Below are 12,972 nucleotides of genomic sequence, written 5' to 3'. Positions count from 1 at the left end.
ACCTCAGTCTCCTTGTATTCAGTGTCCTTGTTCTTGTGGTTCTGATTCCGGTTGTGATTTCTGTTCAAACTGGCGAACAAGCGGAAGTTCTTCCGCAATTGATTGCTCCACTTCAAAAAGCACCTTCATGACCACTTTACCATTGTCCGTCTTCTGATGCAAAATTTTTTCCGAGTGGATGCGGGCATTCGGCCCATTCTTTCCAAGCACATCTGCTCTTGCCTGCTTAAGTCCCGCTTCTGACGCCTGTTCTGCCGTCCGTTCTTCAGAAGCAAATTGAACTTCCTTAATTTTTTCAATCATCCAGCCAATCGGCAATGACAGTTGCCTCCACCGGAGGGTGTTGTCCTCCTGCAGCAGTTCATAATGAGCATATGGAATATCTCCGAAGCCAGCTATCATGAGCCTACGACTGCCGGTAACAATATATTTCCGTTCCTTTTCTTCACCTGTATATACTTTATGTCTCATCACCAGCGGTGACGAAATCTCATACTGATGCCAGACTAATCCTCTCACTTCTCCTTTTGCCACCACATCTTTTGGCTCCGTCTCATTGCCAATTGCACCTGAGATCAGCACATCGCCTTTTTTCACTCGGGCATTGCGTGCAACGACAGCTCGTCCATTCTCCGCAATAATATCTGTAACTACTGCATCTGCTGAAGCCACAATATGTCTTGGGTTGACCAGCTTTAATGCATCAGGTTTGGTTGCCTCTATGACCTGTATAGCCACCCTTGTCCCTTCCCAATTCACACCGATCCAAGAAGCCTCCTTCAGCTTCGTATGCATCGCCTTGGCAATTACATCCGGATCGCGAAGTCGGAATGTCCACTGGAAAGGATATATTCCCTGCTCCTTGGCAGCTGCAAGAACCTGTTCTGTCGGGATACGAACATTCCCCTTTACTTCAATTGACCATACGAGTGAAGAGAGCATGTACAATCCGAGCATAAAAAAAGCGAAGCCAATGAGAAAAAACTTTCGTCGCAGAACTCGTCTCATCGTAAAAGGCAGGCCCATTCGTTGTTCAACATGAACCCGACAGCCTGTCTGCTTCAATATTGGTTTCAGCTTAAAATAATCAGACACTAGTACATAACATTGGAAGTCGTGGAATGAAGTCCGTTGCACATCCCACACCTGAATTTGACTGGAGACAGCCGAATTGATAAAAGACTCCGCACTCCCTCCTCGAATACGAACTCTTACATAGCCTCGCGCATGTGCTAATACAGGTGCCTTCACTTCAATTCCCCCGTTCCTTTATATGTGATATGGCCTATTGTCCCTTCAATACGTATTTCTTCCGTCCATATTGCTCGAATCACAAGTTCAGATCCGGTTATCTCCAGTTCTCCATTGGTTAGCGCCAGACGAACCAGCTCGTTCGAAAAGTGAACAATGCCGCGATGATTTTCAACGATGAGATGCCGATTCCCAATCATGGCCAACCGGGGCGTATCCGATAAGGTATCCTGCGGCAAATCCAGCCAATTTGCTGTCCAGTTGCTCAATTTGCGGCCAAAGCGACTCATATTGCGACGGGCCCCCTTCCTATTCGTTACAATTTATGCGCCGGATGGCGTGATTATAACGATGGGAACAGGCCTTGGTGCGATATCCTCTAGGAATATTCCAAGAGATTGAGCCCAGCATAGTGAAATAAAATAAGAAAAAGAGCCCCACTCTACAGGATAAGCACAGATATGCCAATACTGTAAAATGGAGCTCTTTCGGTTCTTACATCATCCATAAATGATATAGCAAACAAGCTTGCGTATTTAGTTAATCAAGCACTTAGCGCTGCCGCTGATTGTATGGACGCTTGGCACGCGGTGGACCGAGGACTTCTGACCAAATGATCCCTTGCATTACCTCATCAGAAGTGATTTCCCGGCTCGGTATGCCCTGCTTCGATACAGACGAAACAGCCGCTGAAGCAGAGCCTTTTTTAACCCCTGCACCAGATGAAATGGAGCTAGCCATTCGGTCAATTGCAGCGAGACGCTGCTCCATCTCCGCAAGTCGTGCTTCATCGGAGTCAATCGTATCGCGAGAGATGTCGGAAGAGGAAGTCAGTACAATTGGCGAGGATTTGTCTGTGCTCGCATAGGCAGGCTGATGCTCTACTTCCTTATACTCCTCTTCGAGATCCTCATTGTACTTTTTATCCTCGCTCCCCCGTGTGCCTCCGCTAAAATCAGGCATCCGGTTTTTGCCGTCCTTTTTCTTCGAACCACCCAAGGATGACAAGATCGCACCTAAAATAAAAATGGCGATTAACGGATTGCTCGTGATGAAATGAATAATCTTCTCAATGATTACCATGGCTCATCGCCTAGCTTTCCGATTTATTGTCATGATTGTTATCAGACGCTTTACCAATCGTGCCGCGCATTTGTGTATCGGCCTCAATATTCTTCAAATTCATATAATCCATAACACCCAGCTTGCCTCCACGAAGTGCCTCAGCCATAGCAAGCGGAACTTGGGATTCCGATTCTACAACACGTGCACGCATTTCAACAACGCGCGCTTTCATCTCTTGCTCTTGCGCTACCGCCATTGCACGACGCTCTTCCGCTTTTGCTTGGGCAATGCGCTTATCCGCCTCTGCTTGCTCGGTTTGCAAATGAGCACCGATGTTCTTGCCTACATCTACGTCCGCAATATCAATGGACAAGATTTCGAAGGCTGTTCCTGCATCCAGACCTTTGCCCAGTACAGTACGAGAGATCAAATCAGGATTTTCTAGAACGTCTTTATGAGATGCACTGGAACCTACTGTTGTTACAATACCTTCGCCAACGCGCGCAATAATGGTTTCTTCCCCTGCACCACCGACGAGTCGTTCGATGTTAGCACGTACGGTAACGCGCGCACGAACCTTTACTTCAATACCGTCTTTCGCCATAGCTGCGACGATAGGCGTTTCGATAACGCGAGGGTTAACGCTCATTTGTACAGCTTGCAATACATCACGTCCAGCAAGATCGATCGCTGCCGCGCGTTCGAATTCAAGATGAATGTTAGCACGCTGTGCTGCGATCAATGCGTTAACAACGCGGTCAACATTACCTCCTGCAAGGTAATGGCTTTCCAATTGGTTAATGTTCAAGCCAAGACCAGCCTTAGTAGCCTTGATCATCGGATTGACAATACGGCTAGGCGTGACACGACGCAAGCGCATTGCAACAAGCGTAATAATACCAATCTTGACTCCGGACGCGATTGCCGAGATCCAGAGCATGACTGGGAAAAAGCTAAAGAATACACTTAGCGCGATAACAATGACAACCCCAATTAATAGCGTTGTTACGATAGACGGATCCATACTCATCATCCTCCATTATTTTGTTATATGTGTAAAGCTGTAAGCTAACACGCAGAATTTGTTACTTTTCAACCTCAATCTTGGTTCAAGGAACGGACAACAATCCGTACCCCTTCTACTTGCACAACCTTAATTGCCTCGTCACGGCTTACAAAGGCTCCGTCTGTGACGACATCATATTTAATATCGTCAATTAGTGCCGTTCCTGATGGGCGCAACGTCGTCAATGCACGACCTGTCTTCCCAATCAGCTCCGTATGATTCACATTTGATACATACCCCTCATCTGTCGACAAGGAGTCCCGCAGAATGAATTTATTCCAAATGCCTCGATGCTTGAATATCCGAACGACGATAATCACAACAACCAACGCAGCTACAAAGGCAATACCTAGCGACAGCAGTGCATGACCAGTATCATTCGCAGCTAGCACAACTCCCGTTATCAAGCTCAATGATCCTAGTATACCCAATATACCGAAGCTTGGGATAAACAACTCCAGTGCTAGCAGTATCAGTCCTATAATGAACAATACGATGGTCTCCACCCCCGCTAGTCCTGCAATATAATGACCGAAGAAATATAATCCAAATCCAGCAATCCCCAGAATCCCTGGAACGCCGAAGCCCGGAACGAACAGCTCAATCGCAACGCCTGCAATCCCAAGGAACAGAAGCAGGGTCGCAATGCCAGGATGAACGACAAAAGCAGCAATCTGTTCTGAGATAGATGGTTCAATCTGAACAAGATTCGCTTGATCCAACTTCAACTGCTTTAGCAAATCTGTTGTATTGGAAGCTACATATTCAGTGTATCCGGCTTTACGTGCATCCTCTGAACTCAATGACAACACTTCTCCAGATGGCACTGTGCGTCCAAGCTCCTTAATCTCATAAGAACCCTGCAAGTCAGCCATAGCTTGTGCGATAATCGGGTCACGTCCATTTTTCTGAGCAACTGCTTTCATTTTGCTAACCCACATCGCTACTAGCTTTGGGTCGTCCACATAATTGTGAGCTCTGTCAACTAGTGCAGCCGATCCGATTGCACTGCCTGGCGTCATGGCGATCTCATTTGCGCTCAGCGCAAGATAGCTTCCTGCAGAAGCTGCATTTCCTTCTACGAACATAATGGTACGCACAGGACTAGTAATTATTCTTTGACTGATCTTTCCTGCCGACTCCAATTCCCCGCCAGGTGTATCCATTTCGATAATAATCGCTTCAGGACTCAACTGCTCTGCTTCCTCAAGTGCACGGTACAGAAAAGATTCCATTACAGGATTGACCGTTCCCTTCAACGGAAGGACAACTACATTGTGAACAGATCTTCCGTCTGCCTTCGCTTGAGCGCTTACAAATGGAATGCTGGAGAACAACAACATGATGGTGACCAAAGCCAAGATGGCTAGCCCAAATGTTCTTTCTCGCAAAAACCGCATACTGGATGACTACCCCCTTTCTTATTCTGTTGTAAAGTATATGCGATACATACTATTCAAAAAGTCCTTGATCATTCGGATATGTTGCAGAACCACCGTGCGACAACCTACCTTTTGAATACATATAATAATACGTCAACATTATACATTGCGTTTCACCTTTACATATACAGAAAAAAACACTCCTCAAAATAAGGAGTGTTTTTTATCGTTTCGTCAATAGACGCAAAGAGATCGTTTATTGCAGACATTGTTGCACGACAGAATTGACTAACTTGCCGTCTGCGCGCCCCTTCACCTTAGGCATGAGGGCACCCATTACTTTCCCCATGTCGGCTTTCGAAGAAGCACCGGTCTCTTGGATGGTCTCTTGTACAATCACTTTTATCTCTTCTTCGGAAAGCTGAGCTGGAAGATAAGGCGTCAAGATTTCAATCTCCGCCCGTACACCATCTGCCAAATCGCCTCGACCTGCTTTTTCGAACTCGTGGAGGGCATCTTTCCGCTGTTTGATCTCACGACCTAGAATTTCAAGCACTTCATCGTCATTCAAAGTTCTTCTTTCATCTATCTCAACATTCTTGATCGCCGAACGAACCATTCGGATGGTGGAGAGTTTGAACTTGTCTTGACTTTTCATCGCTTGCTTCATATCTTCGTTCAATCTTTGGCTAAGATCCATTGGTGCGTTATCCTCCTAAAACTTTCTCTTGCGGGCAGCCTCGGACTTCTTCTTGCGCTTAACGCTTGGCTTCTCATAGTGCTTGCGCTTTTTAACTTCAGCCAATACACCATCCTTTGCGATGGAGCGCTTAAAGCGACGAAGTGCGGCATCGATTGTCTCGTTTTTGCGAACTTTCGTTTCAGACACCAGTTATCCCTCCCTCCGAACAGACCGTCCAAGAACAAAAACACGGTTCATCAAACTACATTATATGTGATTCTAAAAGTAGGTGTCAACCATGAGGAAAGATTATGACGAGATTTCACCATTGGAAATGTTTGCCCAAGTGCAATCAAGCCACAACCCCCTCATCATCATTGCAGTATTTTGTTAAGCCGTTGGCCCAACCAATGCACCCAATTGCTTGCCGCCAAGCAAATGATAGTGGATATGGAATACGACTTGTCCGCTATCCTTCCCGCAATTGTTAATCAGGCGGTAGCCTGATTCTGCAATGCCAAGCTCACGGGCAATTTGCTGTGCTGCACGATGAATTTCTCCAATAAGAGCAAAGTCCTCTCCTTCAGCATCATTCATAGTTGCAATATGCTTCTTCGGAATTACGAGAATATGTACTGGAGCTTGTGGGGTAATATCATGGAAAGCAACTACAGTATCATTCTCAAATACTTTTTTCGAAGGAATGGAGCCTTCGATAATTTTACAAAAAATACAATCCATCTCTTTCATTCCTCCTCGTATGAGTTCGTCACGCCCTAGCTTTCTCGCTGTCGGATCGTAATTGTATACCGCTATCATATCAAAAAATAGAAGCTCGTCCAAGTCGAACTAAAAATCGATAGCTCTGGTTCCATCTATACATAGCGGAGCTTTCATTTTTCGTGAATGACCGTGAATTGAAAGATTTCTTAATAAAAGGGAAGAAGCGATAGATCAGCCAGCCCAGCGAGCGGGAGCACAACTTTTCCGAATCGTTTGCCATAACCATAGGGATAGTAATAGTCTGGGCAATACCCTGGAAAATGGGGATCTATAAATGGCGTTTTTACATATGGTGTGCCTGGATATGGATAAGGTTGCGTACGGGGTTGCGGATAATAGCCGTAAGCGGAACGCTCCATTTCCATATACGGGACAAGATTGCCAATTGGCATATTGGTTTCACTGGCCTGCACTGGCTCTGCATGTGTGCATGTTGGAACCGCCAAGCTAATATAATTTTGATCTACCGACTCTACAATAGCCTGATAGACAACTCCATCATGTGTTTGCACACGCACAAAACGATGCATATGTTTCTGACAGTGATCGAATATAGACTCTTTTTCTTTCCCTTTCCCTGTCGCAGTAACTTCAGGAGCATCATTGTCATCGGCACTGATAGTCGCTTGCGGTTGAACAGTACCCGATTTCTTTGCAACAGATGACCTTTTCTTCATAAGTGCCTCCTTATACGGAAGATCATGCTACGACATCGTATTCGCCTATGGGCTTAAATGTGCATGTAAAGGCAACTTTGTTCAAAAAAATTACATTTCATTTTCCTGACAGTGAAATGTTCGTTCAAAATCGGTAACACAGAAAAAGAGTCACTATGATATATTTATTAAGTTCATAATTTTTCCATTTTGTTAGGGGATGCAAATTTTGCAACAGAATACTGCGTTTTTACAATTATTGAATGATACGCATAAGCATTTTTCTGGATGGGATTTTTCCTTTATCTCAGCGACGGGGCGTATGCAAGAAGAACTGCTTCCTTGGTCATATGGGAGCATAATTATTCCTCTCATAAGAAAATCCTCTTCTGCGCTTGATATGGGGACAGGCGGCGGTGAATTTTTGTCAAAGCTGCTTCCCTTCCCTCCGCTTATCGCAGCAACAGAAGGTTACCCGCCCAATGTTCCGATAGCGAAGCAGAGACTCGAGCCGCTCGGAGTCAAGGTCGTGGAATTCGACGACGATCATAAACTGCCGCTTGATAGCGCAAGTTTTGACTTAATCATAAACAAGCATGATTCCTACTCCCCTCGTGAAGTTAGGAGAATAATTGTAGACTCTGGTATATTCGTGACACAACAAGTTGGCGGGCAGGATTGCACGGAAATTAATGAGATGCTAGGCGTTCCGCTAAACGAGGAATATAACGATTGGTGCCTGCAATCGGCGGTTGATGACTTAGAAAACAACGGATTTAAAATTGAGTACAGCAATGAAGCCTATCCCGCACAACGCTTCTACGACATCGGGGCACTCGTATATTACTTGAAAGCCATTCCTTGGCAGGTTCCTAATTTCGATATCTATTCCTAACCGAGAACCGCTATATGAAATATACAATCGGATACAGACCGAAGGATTTTTCGAGGTGAAGCAGCACCGATTCATCTTAATGGCTACCGCCCTGTAAGTACTTACGATTTCAACTACTGATAGCCAACACGCTGTGGTACTAGGATTGTGACATTACTAAAAAAAAGAGCACCTCGTACCCCGCTTTGCGGGCAGCGCGTCAGCGCTGTGAGCGTACTGTTTCTGCAAGCATTGCGCCTATCCTTCATAGAGCACGATTGTTTGCAGACACAATACGATCACCGAGGTGCAGTCAAATAATATTAGATGTCGGCTATCTGTATTATAACAGCCTGTTGAAACTGTTACTGTGAGCTATTTCACATCGTTTCAATTCATTTCCATCACAATCCGCGATCCTTGTCCTGCTTGCTCTGCCGGTAGTACAGCCAGCTTTCTCGCCAAGCGCGCTCTCAGCTCTGGAACATGGCTGATTACCCCAACAGACAAGCGGTCCGAATGCAGTTTCTCCAGTGCTGTTACGACGGTATCAAGCAGTTCGGGATCAAGCGTACCGAACCCTTCGTCAAGGAAGAAGAACTCCAAAGGATATTTGCCGCGCAATTGAATTTGCGAGGAAAGTGCAAGTGCCAGCGCTAGCGATGTCAAGAAGGTTTCGCCTCCGGACAACGTAGATACCGGCCTGCGAATGCCTCCATTACCATCGTCGCGAATGACGAACCCTCCGCCAGAATCCACTTCCAATGCATAGCGCTGCTTCGTGAGCGACTTCAACCGTTCTGACGCGGCACGGCTAACTTGCATGAGCTGTTCTTCCGCAATAAATTCAACAAAGGCATTGCCTCTGAATACCGACTGCAGCTGATGTAACCGGCCAGCATATTCCTCCGTGCGTGAACGCGCTTCTTCAAGCTCCGTCCAACGCGCATGCTTGCTTCTTAATTGCTCAGCATCCCGCTCTGCCTTAGCCTTGCCGGCAAGTGCGGTTTCAGCGGCTGCTTCGGCTGCTTCTTTCTGTTCGCTGCAAGCGATCCATTGTTCATCGGTAACGAACGAAGCTCCTATTCGCTGCTGCAATCGATTCAACTGGGAAGTGACGTCTCGAACTTCTTCCTTGTAGCTTATCAAGTCTTTCTCCACTTTCTCAACAAGCTCTTCTGCCATTCTAGCAGCATGTACCTCCGCAACATCTACGAATGAAGATTTCTCCAACTGTTCTTGAAGTCGCTGGCTGCTCACTGATGCCTGTTCAGACAGACTCGCCCAAGCCTGCGCAGCAATCGCCGCTTGGCGTCCTGCAGCCTCGCTGGCTGCACGAGCATGACCTGCCACATCTGCTGTGCGCTTTGCTATCTCGCGCAATTCAGCAAGACGTGCTGACGTTGCTGCTGCAAGCTCTTCAAGCGATTGCTCTTGCAGCCATGGCTTCAAGCGTGTCTCATAATCAGCCAGCATGCGTGTAACACCGTTGCACTCTGCTTGTGCGTTAACGCGCTCCACTTCCGCAGCTTGTCGCTGCTGGGTGTACTGTAGGATGCGTTCCTTCATTTCTTCCAAATATACTGCGCTCTTCTCCAGACGTTCTCGACAGTCGCTGACAACGGCCTCTCTCGCATTCCATTCTTGCTGCAGGGTCTCCATCTGTTCGAATTCCCATTGAAATGCCACATAGCGAGCATTCCATGCCTCGCGCTGTTTCAAAAGTGCATCCTTGGCTTCCTTCCACGCGCCATCCGCCTCTCGCAAGGATGCCTCGGCCGATTGATAGCTTAACGACAACTGCTGAAGCTCCCACTGCTTGCCTTCAGCATCCTTCAGCAACTGATCCATATGCCCTTCCATTTCTCGAGTATGCTGAATATAGGATTGCATGTCATGCTGCAGAGACTTCAATTCCGCTCTCACTACAGACAAGTCGTTTATCACTACTTCCTCGGGCGAAGACAATCCTGTTGCTGAATGGAACTGCGCATGTTCTACAACCGTTGAACCCTCTGATTTGCCATCGAACCATATCTCTCCGTCTTTCGTGAATGACTGTGCAGCAGCAAGCTCGATTATCGAGTCTCTCCACGGAAATTGAACCGTATCCGCTCCGCCTTCTTCAGCAGCCCTCGACAAATGTGCTTGCATCAGCTGCGACGCTCGTTCAGACACTTCCTGAAGCCGGTTCATCCAGGATGCGAACTGTTCACGGCTGCGTGCTGCTTCAGTATCTGCCTCCAGCAATAATCGGCTGGACAAGTTCTTCAGTTGCTCCCATTGCTGCCAGCGCTCATTTCCATCAACAGCGAGCTCCGCGCTTCCTTCCTTATGGGCAGGAGCTGGATGATCCTTCGATCCACACACCGGACAAGGTTTGGAAGGCGCCAATGAAGATGCGAGCTGAACCGCCATCCGCTCCGCCGCTTCCTTCCACTGGCTTTGACGCTCTTGCTCCATTGCTGAATCAATTTTCTCCAAGAGCCGTGACAATTGCTCCCGAATTCGTCTCCAATCTGTCCTTGCTGGCAGCCCATCTTCCATATTGTTCCGAATCGCCCCGGCAGCTGTCAGCAGCTCTCCCAGCTTGTCTTGGAGTTTGTGGAGGACTGCATTCGTCTGCGATTCATGCTTGACCCGAGTATGCTCGAGCTCCTTACAACGCTCCCCCATGAACGAAATCTTATCATAGTGAGATACGGCTTGATGGAACTGCTCCTGCTCCTCTGACGATTTAAGATGAGCCGCAAGTATTGTCCGCAGCTCCTCTTGGCGTACCCCCGCCTTTTTCACCAACTGCTCTGATCGCTCTATTTCTAAGGCAGCAGCGGTATACCGCGCATGCGCGTTCTCCATACGGAGCTTCCACTCGCCTTCCTCCTTGCGCAGACGATCGCATTCATGCTGGAGGCGAACGGCCTCCTGAAGCTGCTCGCTTCGTCGCAGCAGTTCCGGTTCCTCGCGTTCCTGAATCCTCTTGGCTTCCTCTGCATCGGACATCGCTTTCTCTGCTGCAAACACTGCTAGACGAGCTTGTTCCTCATGCGCTTTACGCTCCTCCTCAGCCATGTTCTGCTTCACATTCAACTGCTCCGCTTCTAATGCCATGGGAGCAATCCGCTCTGCCTCCTTCGCTCGCTTCAGCTTTAACTCTTCATCCGCACGCATCGGCTCCTCAGCATGTAGTTCAGCCATTCTTAGGGAGATGCGCGCATGCTCCTGCTGGAGATCACGCTGTTCAGCCATCTCATGGTATTGGCGATCAGCAGCTAACTTCGCCTCCTTCGCTTGCTCAGCATGCAGGGACGCTTCAGTCAGCACCTGCTCTGCCAGAGCCAAAGCCTCCTTCGACGCATCCCCCAAGCCCTGCTGCTCAGCCGAATAAGCCATTAGCTCAGCTTCGGCTGCCTTCGCTCGGCGGGAAATACGTGCGGAAAGCTCGTCTCCATATTTTTCGAGCGAGAAGAGGCGCTGAAGCATTTGCCTTCTATCGCTTCCCTTGAGCGACAAAAATTCTGCGAACTTCCCTTGCGGAAGGACGACCGCCCTAGTAAAATCATCCATTTTCAACCCAATGTGCTGCTCTACACAGCGTGTCACCTCAGCCAGCTTATCAGCCAAGACAACATCACCTTCCGATGTTATCTCGACAAATCGACTGACCGTATTGCTGACCGTTATATCGCCTGTACGCTTGAATCTCCGCTCAACGCGGAACATTCTATGTTCACCGGCACCGTTCAACTCAAACGTAAAAGCCACAGACAATTGATTTTCCGCCTGATTCAAAATGCCCTGTGTACCATTGGTTGCTCGCTCCACCTTCCCGTACAGCGCAAGCGTCATCGCATCTAATATTGTGGATTTGCCGCTTCCTGTCGGGCCAAATATGCCGAATAGTCCGGTTTCGCACAGTGTCCGGAAGTCGAGGCACTGCTCTTCTCGATAGCTTTGCAATCCTGCAAGCTTCAGCTCGATTGGCTTCACGCGCCTTCACCTTCCTTCTCCAATCCGTCTTCTCCAATCAATTCCAGGAAACAGTCAACCAGTGCATCGTCGGGCTTGGCTCCCCCAGTTTGACGTTCATAGAATCGCCGAAACAGTTCATGCACAGGGAGTTCACTGCGCCTTCCTTCCTCTGCTGCTATTCGTTCGATTTCCGGATAAATGGGACGAATATTGACGATCCCTTCATGTATCCGGCGCAGCTTTTGAATTTGTTCCATAGTCAATGCTTCCGTAAGATGAATACGAACGTCCAGCCATGCCCCAGCATCTCTACCTTCCTCAATCCAACGGAGCACTTCTTCATATCCGCCGCGCACATTCCATTCTATGAGCGGCTTGCCCGAAGACAGGAATCGCTCCTGCGGCACAGCCTCCATGCCCGGAGCCAGATCGAGCAAAGTTACCGACTTCGCCTGACCAGCCTCAGAGAAGCTGTAGCCGAGCGGTGATCCGCTGTACCGAATTACACCAGGCCCCTTGACTGCCTGCGGCCGATGCAAATGGCCGAGCGCACTATACTGCGGCGCTGCAGGAGCCCCCAAACAGGCGAATACACTTGGATCGACCGTATATGCTCCCCCTACCTGAATAGGACGTTCAGAATCCGTCTCCAATCCGCCAAGGACATATAGATGACTCATAATCAGATTCACTGCGGATGGACGGAAATGCATAGCCTGACGCTGCAGCAGCTGACCCACTTTCGCACTGTATGCGCTGCGCAGCTCATGCTCTTCATTTGAAGAGGTAAGCAGTTCTCCCAATCGCGCCTCAGACGGATAAGGCAGCCCTGCAATAACTGCATCTTCCCCCGTTCTGGCACAATGGATTGTAACTGCTTCTAAAGTTGGCTGCCCAATCAGCGTTACGCCAAGCTCATGAACGAGCGGTGCAGACGCAGACAGCCGATCTGGATGATCATGGTTACCTGATATAATCACTACCGGCCGCTGGCCGCTGCGCGACAATCTAGCAGCCGCCTCATAGAACAGTTGCTCTGCCGCTGCCGGCGGGTTGACTGAATCATATATGTCTCCTGCGATCAAGATTAGGTCTGCCTGCTCCTCATCCGCGAGCTGCACGAATTCATCAACAAAAGCTGCCTGCTCATTCAGACGGCTTCTCCCTTCCAGCGTTCGCCCAAAGTGCCAATCCGCCGTATGCAAGATACGCATGGTTGTCTCTCCTTCCCTATCTGCGAT

Annotated in this window: 11 protein-coding genes and 1 pseudogene; 1 reads left to right on the top strand and 11 read right to left on the bottom strand. The window is 48.3% G+C overall.

What is annotated here, in order from left to right; genetic code table 11:
- Positions 1-18 precede the first annotated feature (18 nt).
- The 9 genes from yqfD to ACQ5BJ_RS08825 all read right to left on the bottom strand — a co-directional run bounded on the left by yqfD (position 19) and on the right by ACQ5BJ_RS08825 (position 6,906).
- Positions 19-1,251: a sporulation protein YqfD gene (yqfD, locus tag ACQ5BJ_RS08865; protein WP_262867004.1), complete on the bottom strand. Its 1,233-nt coding sequence runs from the start codon at positions 1,249-1,251 to the stop codon at positions 19-21.
- A complete protein-coding gene (gene yqfC / locus ACQ5BJ_RS08860) occupies positions 1,248-1,541 on the bottom strand; it encodes a sporulation protein YqfC (protein WP_005547970.1) in 294 nt (97 codons plus the stop codon). Before yqfC ends, yqfD begins: the two co-directional genes overlap by 4 nt.
- Positions 1,542-1,803: 262 nt before the next feature.
- Complete coding sequence (locus ACQ5BJ_RS08855) at positions 1,804-2,334, bottom strand: hypothetical protein (protein WP_430110049.1); 531 nt, start codon at positions 2,332-2,334, stop codon at positions 1,804-1,806.
- A gap of 10 nt (positions 2,335-2,344) precedes the next feature.
- Positions 2,345-3,340: a flotillin-like protein FloA gene (floA, locus tag ACQ5BJ_RS08850; RefSeq protein WP_005547965.1), complete on the bottom strand. Its 996-nt coding sequence runs from the start codon at positions 3,338-3,340 to the stop codon at positions 2,345-2,347.
- Positions 3,341-3,414: 74 nt separating this feature from the next.
- Positions 3,415-4,782 carry an NfeD family protein gene (locus tag ACQ5BJ_RS08845; protein WP_262867002.1) on the bottom strand — a complete coding sequence of 456 codons (1,368 nt, stop codon included), beginning with the start codon at positions 4,780-4,782 and terminating at the stop codon, positions 3,415-3,417.
- A gap of 238 nt (positions 4,783-5,020) precedes the next feature.
- Positions 5,021-5,464, bottom strand: a complete 444-nt coding sequence (locus ACQ5BJ_RS08840) for a GatB/YqeY domain-containing protein (protein ID WP_005547959.1) — start codon at positions 5,462-5,464, stop codon at positions 5,021-5,023.
- A 15-nt stretch (positions 5,465-5,479) separates the two neighbouring features.
- A complete protein-coding gene (rpsU, locus tag ACQ5BJ_RS08835; RefSeq protein WP_005547957.1) occupies positions 5,480-5,653 on the bottom strand; it encodes a 30S ribosomal protein S21 in 174 nt (57 codons plus the stop codon).
- A gap of 183 nt (positions 5,654-5,836) precedes the next feature.
- Complete coding sequence (locus ACQ5BJ_RS08830) at positions 5,837-6,187, bottom strand: histidine triad nucleotide-binding protein (RefSeq protein ID WP_005547923.1); 351 nt, start codon at positions 6,185-6,187, stop codon at positions 5,837-5,839.
- 188 nt (positions 6,188-6,375) lie between these two features.
- Positions 6,376-6,906, bottom strand: coding sequence for a hypothetical protein (locus ACQ5BJ_RS08825; RefSeq protein ID WP_268622526.1), 531 nt, complete (start codon positions 6,904-6,906; stop codon positions 6,376-6,378).
- Between the two features lie 208 nt (positions 6,907-7,114).
- Between ACQ5BJ_RS08825 and ACQ5BJ_RS08820 the strand changes: the two are divergent.
- Positions 7,115-7,877: pseudogene (locus ACQ5BJ_RS08820) on the top strand (methyltransferase domain-containing protein).
- 272 nt (positions 7,878-8,149) lie between these two features.
- Here the strand turns inward: ACQ5BJ_RS08820 and ACQ5BJ_RS08815 are convergent.
- Together ACQ5BJ_RS08815 and ACQ5BJ_RS08810 are read right to left on the bottom strand one after the other, a co-directional pair.
- The gene (locus tag ACQ5BJ_RS08815) at positions 8,150-11,749 is read right to left on the bottom strand and encodes an AAA family ATPase (RefSeq protein ID WP_289354959.1); all 3,600 of its coding nucleotides are present in this window, start codon (positions 11,747-11,749) and stop codon (positions 8,150-8,152) included.
- Positions 11,746-12,945, bottom strand: coding sequence for an exonuclease SbcCD subunit D (locus tag ACQ5BJ_RS08810; protein ID WP_268622522.1), 1,200 nt, complete (start codon positions 12,943-12,945; stop codon positions 11,746-11,748). The genes ACQ5BJ_RS08815 and ACQ5BJ_RS08810 overlap by 4 nt, the downstream gene beginning before the upstream one ends.
- Positions 12,946-12,972: the final 27 nt, after the last annotated feature.

Source organism: Paenibacillus sp. B1-35 (genome assembly GCF_050474385.1).
Lineage (GTDB): Bacteria > Bacillota > Bacilli > Paenibacillales > Paenibacillaceae > Paenibacillus_B > Paenibacillus_B alvei.
This window is presented reverse-complemented; position numbering and strand designations above follow the sequence as displayed.